Genomic DNA, 17220 nt, shown 5'->3' with positions numbered 1-17220 from the left:
GATGACGATAGAGACTGATAGAAAAGGACAGGTAAAATGATATGAAGAAACACGATATAGTTGAAGGTGTGATAAACACATATGAGTTCCCAAACAAGGGAAGCTTTCATATGGATGACAGAAAAGTAACAGTTAAGGGTGCGATAAAAGGACAGAAGGTGAGCTGCCGTATAACCAAGCTGAAGAAGGGCAAGGCGGACGGAAGGCTCCTTGAGGTCCTTGAGAAATCGGAGCTTGAGGATGCTTCACCGGTTTGTTCGCATTTTGGTATGTGCGGTGGTTGCAGCTACCAGACGCTCAGCTATGAGAATCAGCTGAAGGTGAAGGAGGAGCTTGTCAAAGGGCTTCTTGACGGTGTGATCGATGGTGAGGCTCATCCTTATGAGTGGCAGGGGATAATTGCATCTCCTGTGACAAAGGGATACAGGAACAAGATGGAGTTCTCATTTGGCGATGAGTACAAGGATGGTCCGCTGGCACTGGGACTTCACAAGAAGAACAGCACGTACGACATCGTACAGATGGATGACTGCTATATAGTAAATGATGATCTGAACAAGATAGTGAAATATACTGTCCAGTTCTGCAAGGAGGCGGGACTCCCATATTACAAAAAGATGCAGCACGAGGGGCTTCTGCGCCATCTGGTTATCAGACGTTCGGCGACAAATGGCGATCTGCTGGTGAATCTGGTGACAACCACCCAGAATCTGGCGGCTCTCGACCTTGATGCATACGTGAAGGGGCTGTTGGAGCTGCCGCTTGAGGGAAAAATCGCAGGAATCCTCCACACGGAGAATGACTCCATGGCGGATGCGGTCATCAGTGACAGGACAAATCTGCTATACGGAACAGAGTATATATATGAGACGGTCCTCGGACTTCAGTTCAAGATATCGCCGTTCTCGTTCTTCCAGACAAATACAAAGAGTGCAGAAAGGCTCTATGACAAAGCGCGTTCATATGTGGGTGACACAAAGGATGCCGTCATATTCGACCTCTACAGCGGAACCGGAACGATAGCCCAGCTTCTTGCGCCTGTCGCAAAGAAGGTCATCGGTGTGGAGATAGTCGAGGAAGCTGTGGAGGCTGCCCGTGTGAATGCCGGGCTCAATGGCCTTGACAACTGTGAGTTTATTGCGGGGGATGTTCTTAAGGTCATAGATGACATAGAGGAGAAGCCGGATTTCATAGTTCTTGATCCGCCTCGTGATGGAATCAATCCTAAAGCTTTGACGAAGATCATCAACTATGGTGTGAAGGAGCTTGTGTACATCAGCTGCAAGCCTACCTCACTTGCCAGGGATCTGGTGACTCTGCAGGAGAACGGATATTTCGTGACTAAGGCATGCGCTGTCGATCAATTTCCGGGTACTGTTCATGTAGAGACTGTTGTTTTGCTTTCCAAGGGAGAAATCGACTCGAAGAAGGTGCGGGTGGAGTTCTCGCTGGAAGATATGGATATGTCCGGCTTCCAGAAGGGCGCGACTTATGAGCAGATCAAGGCGTATGTGTTGGAGCATACCGGTTTGAAGGTATCTTCCCTGTACATCTCACAGATAAAGCGCAAGTGCGGGCTGGATGTGGGGCAAAATTATAACCTGTCAAAGAAGGAAGATGCCAAAGTGCCAAAATGTCCGCCGGAGAAGGAAGCGGCGATCAGGGATGCGTTGAAATATTTTCAGATGATTTAAGAGTCTATTGAGCAAAAAAGCAGTAAATCAATTTCAGATTTACTGCTTTTGCTGGCCGGGCCGGTGAGCTACGAGCATTCATGACTTTTTGATAACTTGTTCCATGCTGATATATTAAGCGGAAAGTTGTGGCCCTGTATTTTCAGAGGGAAACGAATGCTCCTTGAATATATCCCACAAAATATGCCATCGCTATACTCAGTGCAATGCAACATATACATAGTATTTCAGCAATTACCTTTTTTTCGATTATTTCATTTATGGACTTTCCGTAATCAATAGTAGACCATACCATTGAAAGCAAAAATAGAATTGAAATCCATTGAGTATGAAATGATAGTCCCATGCTAACAAATACATAGTTTGAGATGATGTAAAAAGCGCTTCTGACTACAACTTCTGTCACTTTTACAATCCGATTTCTCATAGAATTCTCCCTCTCTGATAATACTGTGGGCGGCAGCACTCCTTGCTGTCGCCCCTTGATTGCCTATCTGCAAAGGCGGGCGGGGCTGTCAACGGCGGCGCTTGCGCCGTTCATCTTGACCGTTGACTGGCTCGGCTGGCTTTGCTATTCCGTGATCTCTTTCAGTTATTGTCAAAGGAAATGTAGATAGTTAGACTATTGGGTATGTAGCTGATACTTAACCACTTTTCGTCGTTTGATAAAAGTGTCCCGATAGAAACATAGTTTTCTCCCTCGATTTCCTCTGACACATTTTCAATTACGGAAAAGCCTTCTTGGTTCAAAAGCTCCATATACTCGTTATAGTCGTTTTCGCTAATACCGGTAAGGTTGATATTACAATTCTCATGTTCTGTATCAAGTGTAGCCCATGCAACCGTACCAGGCGCAACAGGAAGCCCCTCTGTGTACTCATTCTCAGGCCAAACACCCTCGTCCAATTTTGTAACACTATTAGATTGCGTATTGTTCTCATTGCTTGTCGGTGTAGATGAGGTATTTTGATTAGAACACGCAGCCAAAAAAATCATAATCATGATTGTGAATACAGAAATATATTTCTTCATTGGTTACCTCCTGTTTTTGTGTATGGTTCGGATAATTAACAAAAGAGCAATAGCTGTTGCTGCAAACCCAATAGCCAAAAGGATTTGCGAAATATCAAAGGCAAACGCGCCCTCAATCTGTATATTTGTTGTCGCGTCGGCTTGTCCGATTGCTCCTTCTGGTACTTTTCCTGATTGTGTAACAGCATATACCGAAAAGGCAGCAGCCGCGATAACAAGCGCAGCAAGAGTAGAAATGATACCGTTCCTTTTTTTCGATTTGGTGTTATCAATGCCAAACTGTTCTGCGGTGCTGTCTGCAAATTCTTTTGGCGTCCCCAAACGCTGGATAATCTGCTGCTCTGTTTCTCCATGCTCCATAGCAGACGCAAAAACTTCATTCAAGTCACGTACAACCTCTTTTTTCATTTTGCGTGGTAAAGATAGTTCCTTTTCAACCTGTTTGATATATTGTTCTTTCATTTGGATACCCTCGCTTGTTGATAACTTTCTATAAAGCCGTTTACGCAGTTTTCATAGCTTGACCAAAATAAGATTAGTTCATCAAGTACATTCCTGCCTTTATCCGTTAAAGAATAATACTTTTTTGAGCCGCCATTTGCCGCAGCCGGAGCCAATCGGCATTTGATTAGTTCTGCTTCCTGCAAACGATACAAAATGGGGTAAATGGTTCCCTCTTTCGCATATCCCAAAACAGACGCACTATTGTTCAATTTAGTTATAATTTCATATCCATAAGTCTCCTTGCGTCCGATTAGGCATAAAAGTATCATTTCCAGAGAGCCTTTTTTGAATTGCTGGACATATTTGTTATTCATATCGTCGCCTCTCTTTAGCTTTGCTATTTAGGCTCGCTAAGTAGCAAATATATTATATCTCTTCCGAAGTATCAGAGTCAATAGGATTAACGAAAAAGTTACAAGATGTCTGTGTAAGGTAATGACAGAATAGCGGTGTGCTGGCGAACTATGCTTTATTTTGTTTTTTATCTAAATCATTCAATAGGGCGGTAGCATCCCTATTGGCAAGGGGATTCCAAAAGGGAACAGCGTTCTCCTTTGTCTGGGGTGTTCAGAGGGGATAGTGTTCCCCTTTGACCGGAAGAATCCAAAGAAACCGGCGGTTTCGTGGCACACGATTTTCCGTAGGAAAGTCTAGTGTGTTATACCTTTGTGGAGCAGATGGCAGCCGGAATTGTAGCACACCCTGAAAAGTGTGGCCACAGTTGCGGCGTTCTGGCGGGAAAGGTTGCCCCTTGCGGGGCAGCATAAGCGACAGAAAAAGGCTGGCAGGCGGTGCGGGCAAGCACTGTCTGTCAGCCGTGTCATTTGCGGAACAAAGGTATATCAAAGCCCCCGTCAGCCGCTGCTTCCCATCGTATCAGAACCACCACGGCAGCTTTCCGCGCAGGCTGTCCATCGCCTCGCCCTCCACCTTCTTTGTCCAGCTCTCGCTGAGATGGAAATGGAGCGCCGCGCCGATCAGTGGGTGCTCGATTCCATCGGTAAAGCCATAGCGGTACAGCAGATAGGTCTGCTCTCTGGCTGTCAGCTTGTCCAGCGCCGCATACAATTCTATCAGCTGCTCTTTTTGGATATAGATTTGCTCCGGCGTTTGGGTGTGAGGGTCGGCTATGGCTTCGATCCGCAGCATCCGTTCATCCTCTGAGAGAACGTCATCCAGATATACTCTCTGGAAGCCGGGGCCGTCTTTCTTATCCACCATCCGTTGCTCAAATAAACCGAGGGCGGCGCGGATGCAGTCCGTCATGGCGTTGCGGAGCGCCGGTGCTGCATAGGTCAGAAATTTCATGCCCCGTCCGGCATCAAACAAAGGGATCGCGTTCAGCAGGCCGATACTTCCCTCCTGCATCAAATCATCCAAATCAATTCCAATATCATTTTCATCCAGCCCCATGTTTCGGTATTGCTCCAGCGCAATTTTTCGGATGAATCCCAGATTCTTTTCCAGCAGAATGTCACGGGCAGCCGTATCCCCTTTCTGTGCCAGTCTGCACAGCTGCTCATTGCTCCGGGTCGGCATTTTGCTTCTCCTGCGCGTGGTCTAAGGTGGATTGGAGAAATTCCGTCAGCGCCTGACCGAACTTGTCTAATGCTTCCTTTTGCACACCGTCCATCCCCGCTGCGCTCTGGGTGACGGCGGCGGAAATCATTTCGGGCGTGATGGTCGGAGTATGAACATCCGCCCCTTTGGTGAGTTCGGTAAACATCTGCTGAGTGATGCCCTTGGTCAAGGACTGCGCTGCTGTGAAATCGTTGCCGATCTCTTTCTTCACTTCCCGCAGCGCCGCCATAAATGTGTTCTGTATCATCGTCAGGTCTGCCTGATATACGGGAACTTTCTGCCGGTTGACAGTTCTGGCCGCCTGCACCGCAGCGTCTGTTTTATTGCTTCGGCGCAGCATGGCGCTGAGAGTAGTAAGCATCTGGTTCTGTCCGGCGAAACCGGCGGCCAGCGTATCGTCAAAATATTGCTCAATCATATAGGTGACTTCTGCAAAGCGAGGGCTTTCCAAAAGGCGGTTGACGATCTCTGCATTGGCTTTTCCGGTGTACAGATTCCGCGCCGCCTGCACCGACAGGCCCAGTTCTTCAATATCAAAATTTGTCCGGTCGGGCGTGTTGACTTCCCCCAGCAGGAAATCTGTGGAGACTTCAAACACTTTCGCAATGCGGAGCAAATGTTCTGTGCTGATCTTATCAGTCTTACCGCTGACAAACCGGCTGATGGCGCTCTCGGTGCTGCCGATGCGGGTCGCCAGCTGTGCCTGGGTAATTTTATGTTCCTTCATAAGCTCCTGCATCCGCTGCCGGATATTGCCGGGCAGATAGGCTCCCTCCATGTGACGCACCTCTCTTCTGAAAACTCTCTTTATCCATTATACCTGATAAAACCAGCGCGGGCAAATGCTTTCCGCTGGCTTCGCCGCTCTGAGGTCTTGCATTTTTGCAAGATTTCAGGGCGGCGTTTTTTCATTTCTTGCACTTTTAGCGGATTTTTCGGTTTATAGGCTTTTTCCCCGTATATTCAGGCAGACGGGCAGATACCGTCAATAAATAATGGAGGACAAAGCCTATGAATTTATTTGAAACTGTAAAATCCGCTGTCACCGTGAAGCAGGCCGCCGAATACTACGGCTGTAAGGTCAACCGGGGCGATATGATCTGCTGCCCCTTCCACGATGACCGGCATCCCAGCATGAAGCTGAACAGGGATTATTTCTATTGCTTTGGCTGCGGGGCTACCGGGGATGTGATCGATTTTGTGGCGCGGCTGTTCGGCCTGAGCAGCTACGAGGCCGCAAAGAAGCTGGCCTATGACTTTGGCATCGACCCGGACAAGCCCCCGGCAGCGATGGCTTTGAAAAAGCCCTATCCGCTGGCGCGGGCTTTCCGCAACGATGAGATACACTGCCAGCGGGTGCTCTGCGATTATCTGCATCTGCTGGAACGCTGGAAGGTCGAATATGCCCCGCAATCGCCGGAGGATGAACTGGATGACCGCTTTGTGGAAGCCTGTCATATGATCGAGTATGTAAATGATTTGTTGGACGTTCTCATGTTTGCGGAACTGAAGCAGCGTGTGAAAGCGGTGGATATGCTGCTGAAGGACGGCACTATCACCGCGCTGGAGCAGCGGCTCAGACGTCTGGAAAAGGAGGTGCAGCACCGTGGCGAAGAACGAGCAATCGCGTGAGGCCAACCAGCCCATCTGGTTTGACGGCAAGAGTATCAATGAAGCCCTGTTTTGTGATGATTTTCTCGGCAGACACAAAATCATCTACACAAACGGGGCTTTTTTCACGCCTGATGGCCGCGTGACCGATGAGCTGCCACTGCGTGGAGAAATTTTTGAGGAACTGAAATGCTGTGCGGTCAGCAATATCCCCCGCAAAATCAGCAATATCGTGGAGCTGATGAAGCTGGCGGCGCTGGTAGAGGATTTCCCGCCGGAGGCTGACCGCATTCATCTGGCAAACGGCACGTTGTTTCTGGATGGCTCCTTTACGGAGGGAAAACCGGACATCGTGCGTTGCCGCCTGCCGGTGGCCTATAATCCCGATGCGCCCACGCCGACCCGCTGGCTGGCTTTTCTGGATGGGCTTCTTTACCCGGAGGACATTCCCACTTTGCAGGAATATATCGGCTACTGCCTGATCCCCAGCAACAAGGGACAGCGCATGATGGTCATTAAGGGCAATGGCGGCGAGGGTAAGAGCCAGATCGGCGCGGTGCTGTCCGCCCTGTTCGGCAGCAACATGAAGGACGGCAGCATCGGCAAAATTTCCGAGAACCGTTTTGCCCGCGCTGATCTGGAACACATTCTGCTGTGTGTCGATGATGATATGCGGATGGAGGCCCTGCGGCAGACCAACTATGCCAAATCCATCGTCACCGCACAGGGTAAAATGGATTTGGAGCGTAAAGGCAAGCAGAGCTATCAGGGATGGATGTGCGCCCGGCTGCTGGCATTCAGCAATGGCGACTTGCAGGCTCTCTTTGACCGCAGTGATGGCTTTTATCGGCGGCAGTTGGTGCTGACCGCCAAAGAGAAACCTGCCGACCGTGTGGATGATCCCGACCTGGCAGAGAAGATGAAGGCCGAGGTGGAGGGCATTCTGCTGTGGGCTTTTGCGGGATTGCAGCGGTTGGTAGCGAACAACTTCAAGTTCACCGAGAGCCAGCGCACCAAAGAGAACCGGGAGGCCGTCAAGCGGGACAACAATAACGTGTTTGATTTTCTGGAATCCGAGGGCTATATCCGGCTGAAAGCGGATGCGTCCATCAGTTCAAAGGATTGCTACGACATTTACCGGATGTGGTGCGAGGAAAATAGCCTGACTGCACTCAAACGCCGCAGCTTCAGCGATGCGCTGGTGGCAGCCTGCGGTAAGTACAATCTGGAACACTGCAACACGATTACCAATTCGGCAGGACGCCGGGTATGGGGCTTTATGGGGATCGAGGCAGTGGCAAGGCCGCATATAAACGAGTTTACGGACGCTTCACAGTGTACGTACGTACCGGAAGACTGGCGGGATTGATTTCCGATCTGGTCGCCGGTACGTATGTACGCAGCGATTGACCCTGTTACCTCATATATTGTAGAGGCGCTTCATTTGGATAAAGTGGTCGTGCCCATTTTGGGTACACCTATTTTGATGTGTAAAAGTGGTTATGGATATTTTGTCCACCACCAGAACCGTGAAATTCTTCGCGCTTTTGTGCTGTGAAGTAGGTGTGGTCATTTTGACCACACCTGAAGCGGTCAGTAAAAGCGGTGATTTTGCAGGCATATTTTAGAGCAATCTCAAAACAGCGAAATGTTTCTCTTTTATCCGTATACAGTTCGCCGGATGGCGGCTCACGGAACGACGTACAGATTACAGCATTTTGTGACAATACAGCCCGAACAGTGAAAAGTCCCGCATTTCTGTGAAGTCGAATATTCCGCCGTTGACCAACGATACGCAGGGAATCATTTCTATCGCAAAACAGCATTTGCACAAATTTCACCATTGACCAAAGCCGGTGCGCTCCCCAGCGTAGCCGGTTCTTTTTATGACGCAACCGAAAATCATGTTTTATCTATCAAGTGACAAAGGGCTTCACTTGCGAAAATGGAGGAATATATTTTATGAAGTCAAGTATCCGAAACGAAATCAAGGCGCAGATCATCCGCGCCGGTTACACCATGCAGGAAGTCGTTGACCAGCTGCACGATGAGTATGGGTGGAGCGACAGCGTATCCAATCTTTCCGGAAAATTGCAGCGGGAATCGCTGCGGTATCGGGAGGCCGTGGAGTTGGCTGACGTGCTGGGATATGACATTGTCTGGCAGAAACGGAGGGATTGAGTATGGAAAAAGCACAATACGCGATTATGCGATTTGCCAAATATAAGGGGCCTGAAATCGGCAATATCGAGGCCCATAACGAGCGCACAAAGGAAAAGTACGCCAGTAATCCCGATGTGGATACCAGCCGAAGCAAGTACAACTTCCATCTGGTCAAACCGCCCGGCAAGTACCGGGCCGAGTCAGAGAGGCAAATTGCCGCTGCCGGATGCCGTACCCGGAAAGACAGTATCCGTATGATCGAGACGCTGTTCACAGCCAGCCCGGAGTTCTTTAAGGGAAAGAAACGGGCGGAAATTCGGGTATTTTTCGAGGAAGCTCTGCACTTTTTGGAACAGCATCAGTCCAAAGAGACAATTATATCCGCCGTGGTGCATATGGACGAGAAAACGCCCCATATGCACCTTTGTTTTGTCCCTTTGACGGAGGATGGCAGGCTCAGCGCCAAAGACATCATGGGCAATAAAAAGAAGCTGACCTGGTGGCAGGATGAGTTTTGGAAACACATGGTCAAGAAGTTTCCAGATTTGGAGCGTGGCGAGAGCGCCAGCCTGACCGGGCGCGACCATATCCCGCCCCGCGTATTTAAGGAGATGACCAGACTGACCAAACAGAAAAGCAAACTGGAGGATCTGCTCACTGGAATCAATCCCTTTAACGCCAAAAGCCGGGCGGAGGAAATCTGCAAGATTCTGGATACCTATATTCCCAGCGTGGAGAAGATGGACACACTGCTGCGGAAATATGGCGTAGCCTTCACGAAAACAGCATCCGAAAACAAAAAGTTGAAAACGAAAAATGCCGAACTGGAAGAATCTCTTGCATCGGCGCAGAAGGTCAGCACCCTAAAGCAGATCGAAGACCTCAAGCTGCGGCGCGACTATGACAGTGCCGTGGCGATTTTGGAACAGATACCGGCAGAAGTTTTGAACATCTATGCGCAGAGCAGCCATAGAGGAAAGGAGCGGCCTATTGAGCAAAGTTTATGATGATCCGAAATATAATGCGGCATTTGACCGCTGTGTTGATGTGATGGCGCGGCTGTTGCAGAAGTACGGGCCACAGCTGTTGGGGCAGATGCAGGAGACTGAGAAGGATGGCCGTACACAGTCTGCGGCATCAGGAAAGCAACCCGTTCCTGTGTATCAGGAATTTGACAAAGCCGCTTGATATAAATTAAATTTACACGTTGCGTATTTGTTTGGCGTATGCTATAATAAATACGCAACGTGTATTTTTGCTTTATGGGGTAAATGAAATGGACTGCAAAACCAAAATAAAAGAATTGCGGGAAAGCACTGGCATGAATCGCAAGGAATTTTGTAAATATTTTCAGATTCCCTATCGGACTGTGACAGAATGGGAACTGGATAACCGCCATGCGCCGGAATATGTACTCCGTTTGTTGGAGTACTACATTCAGAATGAAGGTCTGGCGAAGAAGAAAGTAACGGATGAATGTTTAGAGCTGGAAGAAAGGGGCGGCCTGCATGAAGAAAACTAAAACAAAATGTTATCTCTACACACGGGTATCTACATCCATGCAGGTGGACGGATATAGTCTGGATGCTCAGCGAGACAAACTGCGGAAATACGCTGAATACGAAGATATGGTAGTGGCTGGTGAATATTCTGATGAAGGCTTTTCCGGCAAGAATATTCAGGGCAGGCACGAATTTCAGCGGATGCTGCAAGACATTCAGGACTGCAAAGACGGTGTGGAATATGTGCTGGTGTTCAAGCTGTCCCGGTTTGGCAGGAATGCCGCTGACGTTCTGAATTCCTTGCAGCTGATGCAGGATTTCGGTGTCAATCTGATTTGTGTGGAAGACGGCATTGACAGTTCCAAAGATTCCGGCAAGCTGATGATTTCTGTCCTTTCTGCGGTGGCAGAGATAGAGCGTGAAAATATTCGGACACAGACGATGGCCGGACGGGAGCAGAAAGCCCGTGAAGGAAAATGGAACGGTGGCTTTGCCCCTTATGGATACCGCCTTGAAAAAGGCGAACTGTTGATTGCTGAGGATGAAGTGGACGTGATCCGCACCATCTTTGACCGCTATATTCACACCAACGATGGTGTCAGTGGCGTGGCAAAATATCTGAACCGGCAGGGCTTTGTGAAGAAGTTAAGGCAGAACGGCACCATTCCCGGTTTTTCTGCCAGCTTTGTGAAGAGTATCATTGATAATCCGGTATATATGGGAAAAATCGCCTATGGCAGACGCCGGACAGAGAAGAAGATCGGCACACGGAATGAGATGCACGTAGTTGAGCAATCGGAGTTCCCTGTGTACGAGGGGAAGCATGAGGCTATCATTTCAGAAGAAGATTGGAACCTCGCGCAGGAAAAACGGAAAATCAATGCTTACCGGCGTGAGAAAGTCAATGACCCTACCCACGCACATATCTTGTCCGGTATTCTGAAATGCCCCTGCTGCGGCAAAAGCCTGTACGGGAATATTGCGAAAGCCCACAGCAAGGACAAAAAGACCCGCTATTACTATTACTGCAAGAATACGGTGACGCCAACAGGCCACGAGTGTACCTTCCGGCTGAATATTGAGCAGATGGAAATGAACCGCATGGTAGCGTCAATCATCTCTGCTATGGTCAGTGACCCACGGTTTGCGGATGCAATCAAGGCGAAAATCGGCTCCGCTGTCGATACGAACGATTTGGAGAAGCAGCTGGAAGCATTACAGGCGCAGCTTCGGCAGACATTAGGCACAAAGGCCCGACTGGAACGGCAGATGGACGGTTTAGATGTGAATGACCCGTATTATGACCGGAAAATTTCTGATTTGCAGCGCCGATATGACGAGCAATATGGCGCAATAGATGAGATTGAAGTCCAGATTGACGATGTGCAAAGCCAGATACGGAGTATCCGGCAGGAGAAGATTTCGGGTGATAATATCTACCGCCTGTTGCTGGCATTCGATCAGGTCTATGAAGCAGCCTCCGAAGTGGAGCGGAAGGAGTTCATGCGGGCGTTTATTGAGCGGATTGAGTTATTCCCGGAAAAGCAGCCGGATGGCAACTGGATTAGGAAGATTATCTTCAACTTCCCTGTCCCGGTGAATGGAACAGAAGTGAAAGAATTGCCCTTGGAAAATGAAACAATAGTCGAAACAGTCTGCCTTCTGTCGAGAAAAGCTCAATAAATCAAAGGATTTTGCCATTTGGGGAATAAAATAGATGTGCGTTTCTGTTTCCGTAGAGTGATGATATAAGTGGAGGTTTACCCCAGGGGATAGGCTTGGGGGAACAGGAGATATACATTTTGGCGAAAGGATACTTTTCGCCAAAGTGATATAATGAAATTGATATTGGTATAAGAACGAAGGTGATTGGATGAAAATGTTTGAATTTACTGGATTAAGAACCCTGCATAAAGACATGATGAAAAAGGGAGAAGAGAGAGCAACATTTCCATTTGGGTTTAATGGAAAAATTTTTAGTTGTATTTTCTTGACGGATATAATTCCATACCGCTTGTATTTGACAACTTTAGGATTATATCCGGTGGTATTTGAATTGGAAATAGAGAAAGGGTATAAGGCCAAATGTTTTATTGATGATTATAAAAAATTGGTAGATTATCTTGAAATAAAATATGATCCAACGCATAAATTTGTTCCGCTAGACTTTTTTGAAGCGTTAAATAAAAGAATTCCTAAAGAATTTATGATGCGCCCAGATTATAAAGAGACATTAAAAATTGCTTCTAAAAAAAGAAAAATTGAAGAAGAAGCTAAGGTATATTTTTGTGGTTGGAGAAGGAACGCAGCGGGGCAGAATGTACGAGAGAAAAATCTTGAAAAAACGAGAAGCGCATTTGGAGATGCAAAGGCAGAAATATGTAAAAGAAAAAATATTAGTTCCTGTTGGACAGATTGTGCCTATGAAGAAGAATTGAAAAAATTGAATGATATAATTACAATGTGATTTAGAAAAGATATACTTTTTTGTGGTTTTGGAGGCAATAAGATGACTACAGAGTTAGAGCACAAGCCGCTACTTGACGGGAATGAACCAAATGGGCCCCATTGAAAGATACGAGGAAGCAGTTAGGCAGAGATATTAGTTTAAGCGGAGGATGGATCATGAGCTTTTTAAAGTTATTACATGGTACGAAAAAAAAGAAAGATTTATTTGATATTGCCTGTGATTATGATGGCTATGACATTGTTTATGAAGAAGAGACAACTGACATAAATTTGTATAAGTTTTTTAATGAGATTATCACTAATTCAAGATATGACATCACAGTTCTGCCTGAGTATCGATTATTAATGGAAAATAATACAGAAGATGCATTTAATGAGTTCTATGATGCATGGGTTGATGCATTAATTGATCGGGGGTTCCTGTTTCATTTGGATGGTGAGGTGTCTATGGAGCAGTTTACGAAGGGGATTAATCGTATATTATCCGATATTGGATGTGAGAAACAGTTAGATTTGACTTTATTGGATCGGATGTATCAGGAAGAATTACAAAACTACTGTTTAAATGGGAAGGAGATTCATGAAGAAATCAATTATGATATTTTACAAAGCAATGTGATTGCTCGTGAATTGAGGTTGATAGGTTACGAACTAATAAGTTTGTTCAATGGATTTGATAATTACGATAAAGCTGTTATTCCTATTATAAAAATAGATGATTTAAAAGGAATTGAATCTATATTTAAGTAAAAATGATGAAAGCTATTTTGATATAGTTCTGAATTCGGAAAGGAGAATGGTACTATAGCAAAGAGAAAGACGCTGCCGAAGGATTTTGAGCAATTGGTAGAGGCTGGAAATGAGCAGGAAATCAAAAGTGTATTCGAAAAATGCGACATCAATGCATACGGAGGATACAATAAAGGAAATAGGTGATGATATGGAGTTAGAGAATAACGATGATAAGTTTAATATTGAAAAAACAGATACCATTGATGGCTTGGCATATGAACAAGACACCTCCAGCTTGTTACTTCTTCTTACAGACGGAATGGACTGGTCAGATATGAATCGACATTTATTGCTGTTGCAAGATAAACTCAATACCTATATCTGGTACATAGATTCAGGACAATATAAAGAAAAGTACCCAAATGTTAAAAGCGTAGAACTGCGTGTTAGTTTTTTGTTTGAGGAACCAGAGATATGCCGTAAGCTTTTAGAAAGAGCAAAGCAGGTGTTTGTCGATGTATTTGAGAATGTTGAGATGATTGTGGAGCATGGAACAAAATAGATAAACGGTGCTAAATCAGAAAAACATATGAAGGAAAATGTTGCTGTCATATCAGGAGTGTTTGGAAAAATATGGAACGGATTATAAAATTAAAAAATGTGTTCAAGAAGGGGAACTGTATGTAAAAGAAAAAGGCATCTATTCTGATAAGAGATATGTGCCGGAGCTGGAGATTATTTCTAAGAAATATCCCAATGCAATTATAACTCTGAATAGTGCCTTTTATTACTATGGATTGACGGATACCATACCAAATTTTTATTATGTTGCGACACCGAAAAATACAAGAAAAATCAGCGATGAAAGAGTGAAGCATTTTTATGAAAACAGCGAAGCATTTGATATGGGCAAAACTACAATGAATTATGATGGTGTGGATATTGTAATTTATGATAAAGAGCGTCTTCTTGTGGAACTGATACGGAATAAAAGAAAATTTTCTTTTGATTTGTACAAAGAATTAATTGCAAGTTATAGAAAGATTGTTCATGAACTGGATATGACTTTAGTTGCAGAATATGCGTATGAATTACCAAAGTCAAACATGGTAATGGAGACACTTAGATTGGAGGTTTTATGATGATAAATATACAGAAGCTTATTGAAGAAGCAAATGAAAATGGTTATCAGGGAGATAAGGCGTCAGCGAAAGTGTGTCAGGATATTGTGTTAAAAGCGTTATCGATTGGCCCATTGAGTAGAAATGTTACGATTAGGGCCGATTAGGTTAAGAATAGACTAGAACGTCGAGAAACTTTGAAGAAGAGAGGAAAGTAGAGGGGACTTCAATGAAAAATAAAGTAAAATTTGTATCTATTTTGGGTGATTCTATAAGTACATATTCAGGATATAATCCGATTGGATATAAGGTGTTTTATGATGAGTACAACTCTTTAAGAAATGACATGACATCGGTATATGATACATGGTGGGCAAAGGTAAACCAGTTCATTAACGCCTACATTTGTGTTAATAATTCTTATTCTGGAAGTAAGGTTGCAGGTGAAAAATTCCCTAGTGGAAATTGTGATCAGCGTACATCAAATTTGCATACAGAGCAGTACACACCTGATATGATTCTAATATATTTAGGGTTTAATGATTTTGGAAACGGTGTTCATATTACAAATGATAAGTTGGGAAGCCCTTCATTTTTCTCGTCCTATTATAATATGTTGCAAAAGATAAAGATGAATTATCCGAAAAGTAGAATTATATGTGGGACATTGATGGAAAGTTATATGAAAGGCGATAATAGTTGGAAATTTCCACATAAATGGGCTGGTGTATCGATATATGAATACAATGCGGCAATAAAAATTGCTGCAGAAATTGCGGGAATTGAAGTTGCAGATCTGGCATCACAGAATTTACGTTATGAAACATTAGACGGATCACACCCTACAAAAGAGGGGCATATAACTTTGGCAAAAGCATGGATTAATTGTTTGAAAAAAACAGTATAACAGATGGAGATAAGGAGGAAAACAAATGCTGCTTATAGGATCCAGGATTCAGGAGTACCGGAAGAAAGCCGGGCTGAATCAGGAGGAATTTGCGGAAAAGATGGGAGTCAGCAGACAGGCTGTGTCCAAGTGGGAGAGGGATAAGGCGTATCCTGATTTGGACAGGCTTGTGTGTATATGTGAGATTCTGGATGTACAGGTTGGAGAACTTATATATGGAAAGGGTGATGAGCCGGAGGCGCCGGAAGAGGTGTCCGGGGATGGGACTTCAGCGAATAATGCTGTCCATCTGAAGAATCTCAGGGGAAAAGGCAGGCTTGCCAGATTGAAAATATTATTTTGCGTGATGGCAGCCATATGCGTTTTCTGTGTAATTGTGGTGGCGGTGCTGTTTGTGAGGAACGAGTGGATCAGCCATTCAGATAAGAACGGAAATGTGCGCGTGGAGAAGGTGTATCAGCAGTATACAAAAGCTGATCTGGCATATTTGGATGACAATGGCCGAAAGATCATGGATACTGTGTGGCTTGATGTACCGGGGGTACGAGATGGAGATTACATACAGTTGTACACAGGGGTGGACGGTGATGGTCTGTTTCTGAATTACAAGACATCAACCATAATTGCCGCAGCATTTGTCATGCTGGTGTTTATTATTCTTCTGATCCTAATTGGGCTTGAGATAAGAAGGATGAAGAAAGAAGATACACTTCAGATCATACTTGAGGATAAGACAGCCGATGAAAAAATGTAAAAAAATTGTCTGCGCGATCGTAATAGCATGCATACTGGCGGGAGCTGCATTTGTCGCTCTTGAGTTTATGGGCGTTATTGATCTGAACAGTGCGCAGAAGACGGAAGAAAAAAGTGAAACTGAACAGGATGGAAATAAAATAGCTGACGATGAGACAGAGCCTTGGCATATAGTGTTCAAGGGATATGCCTTCTCTGTGAATCCGGTAGGACAGGCAATCATACATGAGAGTGGCTGCCTTAATATAAGAAGCTGTGATGATTATCTGATACAGATCGATGTGGAGGATAAGACGATGGCGGATTTCTGGGACAACAGAGAGCAGCGCAAGAAAAATATTGAGGACGCAGGTTATGTGATGGAGCTGGAGCCTGAGAAGTTCGAGATACAGGGGAAGGAATATATCAGATACATAGCGAGTCTTGCAAATGAACGAGGTGCGAAGTTCGACAGATCATATTTTTATCAGCTTATATGTGATGCCGGGGAAGGGCAGCGTTTCTTTACTTCGATAAGATTTGATGGGATAGATATAGATGCGCTGAGCGGGGCGGAGAGAGCTGAGGTATATGAGAAGGCTGCCGATGAAGCTGTGGCCATTGTTGCGGGGGCCGTTCCCACAGATGAGACAAATGATATGACAGGCGCATACTGGCAGGAGGACGAAGCTATGGAGACGGGAGTAGTGGACAGTGTCGTGAATGGAGATACTACCGTGTCATATGAAATCCCTGAAAATTACAGCCTTCAGAATGAGGATTTGTCAGGTAAGACATACTATTCAGACGGTGATAAGATCACGGTTGTGACTTCGATCGTACCATATAGCTGGATGACAGCATCTGATATGGCAGACAGAAAGACCGGGGCCGGAATATCAAAGGTAACAGAGGAAGGTCAGTGTGAGGTAAATGGTGTGACATTTTATTACTACACATATTCGACCTTATATATAAAGGACGGCAAGAGAAATATCACATACTATTTTAATGCATATGCTGATCTGAAGGATGGGAACATATATACAGTCAGCGGATTTGCCGATGATAATCCGGATGCCATGGACAGAGACACTTATTATAGTTTCATGAACATTACGGAGAAATAAACACTATAGATTACAAAAAAGTGACGAAAACACCTATGATTT

At 45.4% G+C, this 17220-nt stretch carries 22 protein-coding genes; 16 read left to right on the top strand and 6 right to left on the bottom strand.

Annotation, left to right across the window (positions count from 1 at the left end; translation table 11 throughout):
• Window positions 1-41: 41 nt before the first annotated feature.
• On the top strand, window positions 42-1694 hold the full coding sequence (gene rlmD / locus DWW70_RS05750; protein WP_118649447.1) for a 23S rRNA (uracil(1939)-C(5))-methyltransferase RlmD: 1653 nt from the start codon (window positions 42-44) through the stop codon (window positions 1692-1694).
• Window positions 1695-1836: 142 nt separating this feature from the next.
• On the opposite strand, the gene DWW70_RS05745 is transcribed toward rlmD, so the two are convergent.
• The 6 genes from DWW70_RS05745 to DWW70_RS05720 all read right to left on the bottom strand — a co-directional run bounded on the left by DWW70_RS05745 (window position 1837) and on the right by DWW70_RS05720 (window position 5589).
• Window positions 1837-2121, bottom strand: a complete 285-nt coding sequence (locus tag DWW70_RS05745; protein ID WP_015534248.1) for a hypothetical protein — start codon at window positions 2119-2121, stop codon at window positions 1837-1839.
• Window positions 2122-2282: 161 nt separating this feature from the next.
• Window positions 2283-2726, bottom strand: coding sequence for a hypothetical protein (locus tag DWW70_RS05740; protein WP_015534247.1), 444 nt, complete (start codon window positions 2724-2726; stop codon window positions 2283-2285).
• Between the two features lie 3 nt (window positions 2727-2729).
• Window positions 2730-3188 carry a DUF1700 domain-containing protein gene (locus DWW70_RS05735; protein WP_015537323.1) on the bottom strand — a complete coding sequence of 153 codons (459 nt, stop codon included), beginning with the start codon at window positions 3186-3188 and terminating at the stop codon, window positions 2730-2732.
• Entirely contained in the window at window positions 3185-3544 is a 360-nt protein-coding gene (locus DWW70_RS05730; RefSeq protein ID WP_118496174.1) for a PadR family transcriptional regulator, read from the bottom strand. Before DWW70_RS05730 ends, DWW70_RS05735 begins: the two co-directional genes overlap by 4 nt.
• A 562-nt stretch (window positions 3545-4106) precedes the next feature.
• The gene (locus tag DWW70_RS05725) at window positions 4107-4769 is read right to left on the bottom strand and encodes a sigma-70 family RNA polymerase sigma factor (protein ID WP_117466788.1); all 663 of its coding nucleotides are present in this window, start codon (window positions 4767-4769) and stop codon (window positions 4107-4109) included.
• Entirely contained in the window at window positions 4750-5589 is an 840-nt protein-coding gene (locus tag DWW70_RS05720) for a helix-turn-helix domain-containing protein (protein WP_118649446.1), read from the bottom strand. The genes DWW70_RS05725 and DWW70_RS05720 overlap by 20 nt, the downstream gene beginning before the upstream one ends.
• Window positions 5590-5822: 233 nt before the next feature.
• Here DWW70_RS05720 and DWW70_RS05715 point away from each other — a divergent pair, with 233 nt between their 5' ends.
• From DWW70_RS05715 to DWW70_RS05645, 15 genes are all read left to right on the top strand, one after another.
• The gene (locus DWW70_RS05715; protein WP_015537325.1) at window positions 5823-6443 is read left to right on the top strand and encodes a CHC2 zinc finger domain-containing protein; all 621 of its coding nucleotides are present in this window, start codon (window positions 5823-5825) and stop codon (window positions 6441-6443) included.
• Entirely contained in the window at window positions 6418-7791 is a 1374-nt protein-coding gene (locus tag DWW70_RS05710; protein WP_118649445.1) for a DNA primase family protein, read from the top strand. The genes DWW70_RS05715 and DWW70_RS05710 overlap by 26 nt, the downstream gene beginning before the upstream one ends.
• A 593-nt stretch (window positions 7792-8384) precedes the next feature.
• Window positions 8385-8603 carry a hypothetical protein gene (locus DWW70_RS05705; protein WP_015534241.1) on the top strand — a complete coding sequence of 73 codons (219 nt, stop codon included), beginning with the start codon at window positions 8385-8387 and terminating at the stop codon, window positions 8601-8603.
• 2 nt (window positions 8604-8605) lie between these two features.
• Window positions 8606-9592, top strand: coding sequence for a MobV family relaxase (gene mobV / locus DWW70_RS05700; RefSeq protein WP_015537326.1), 987 nt, complete (start codon window positions 8606-8608; stop codon window positions 9590-9592).
• On the top strand, window positions 9576-9773 hold the full coding sequence (locus DWW70_RS05695) for a hypothetical protein (RefSeq protein ID WP_117466784.1): 198 nt from the start codon (window positions 9576-9578) through the stop codon (window positions 9771-9773). Before mobV ends, DWW70_RS05695 begins: the two co-directional genes overlap by 17 nt.
• Window positions 9774-9861: 88 nt before the next feature.
• Entirely contained in the window at window positions 9862-10107 is a 246-nt protein-coding gene (locus DWW70_RS05690) for a helix-turn-helix domain-containing protein (RefSeq protein ID WP_117568913.1), read from the top strand.
• A complete protein-coding gene (locus DWW70_RS05685; protein WP_118649444.1) occupies window positions 10094-11770 on the top strand; it encodes a recombinase family protein in 1677 nt (558 codons plus the stop codon). The genes DWW70_RS05690 and DWW70_RS05685 overlap by 14 nt, the downstream gene beginning before the upstream one ends.
• A 190-nt stretch (window positions 11771-11960) precedes the next feature.
• Complete coding sequence (locus DWW70_RS05680; RefSeq protein WP_243017683.1) at window positions 11961-12554, top strand: DUF6037 family protein; 594 nt, start codon at window positions 11961-11963, stop codon at window positions 12552-12554.
• Window positions 12555-12712: 158 nt separating this feature from the next.
• Window positions 12713-13306 (top strand): hypothetical protein, encoded by a 594-nt coding sequence (locus DWW70_RS05675; RefSeq protein WP_117875125.1) that lies wholly within the window; start codon window positions 12713-12715, stop codon window positions 13304-13306.
• 109 nt (window positions 13307-13415) lie between these two features.
• Entirely contained in the window at window positions 13416-13850 is a 435-nt protein-coding gene (locus DWW70_RS05665; protein ID WP_117549554.1) for a DUF6572 domain-containing protein, read from the top strand.
• A gap of 61 nt (window positions 13851-13911) precedes the next feature.
• A complete protein-coding gene (locus DWW70_RS05660) occupies window positions 13912-14430 on the top strand; it encodes a type IV toxin-antitoxin system AbiEi family antitoxin domain-containing protein (RefSeq protein ID WP_243002940.1) in 519 nt (172 codons plus the stop codon).
• The gene (locus tag DWW70_RS14845; RefSeq protein WP_158547590.1) at window positions 14427-14576 is read left to right on the top strand and encodes a hypothetical protein; all 150 of its coding nucleotides are present in this window, start codon (window positions 14427-14429) and stop codon (window positions 14574-14576) included. Before DWW70_RS05660 ends, DWW70_RS14845 begins: the two co-directional genes overlap by 4 nt.
• Window positions 14577-14638: 62 nt before the next feature.
• Window positions 14639-15316: a GDSL-type esterase/lipase family protein gene (locus DWW70_RS05655; protein ID WP_117875129.1), complete on the top strand. Its 678-nt coding sequence runs from the start codon at window positions 14639-14641 to the stop codon at window positions 15314-15316.
• A gap of 25 nt (window positions 15317-15341) precedes the next feature.
• Window positions 15342-16070 (top strand): XRE family transcriptional regulator, encoded by a 729-nt coding sequence (locus DWW70_RS05650; RefSeq protein WP_117549549.1) that lies wholly within the window; start codon window positions 15342-15344, stop codon window positions 16068-16070.
• Window positions 16057-17178 (top strand): hypothetical protein, encoded by a 1122-nt coding sequence (locus tag DWW70_RS05645; RefSeq protein ID WP_118649443.1) that lies wholly within the window; start codon window positions 16057-16059, stop codon window positions 17176-17178. Before DWW70_RS05650 ends, DWW70_RS05645 begins: the two co-directional genes overlap by 14 nt.
• Window positions 17179-17220 lie beyond the last annotated feature (42 nt).

The sequence above is a fragment of the Coprococcus sp. AF16-5 genome (assembly GCF_003479365.1).
Taxonomy (GTDB): Bacteria; Bacillota; Clostridia; order Lachnospirales; family Lachnospiraceae; genus Coprococcus; species Coprococcus aceti.
The sequence above is the reverse complement of the archived record's forward strand: the minus strand, read 5'-3'. Positions and strand labels throughout refer to the sequence as shown.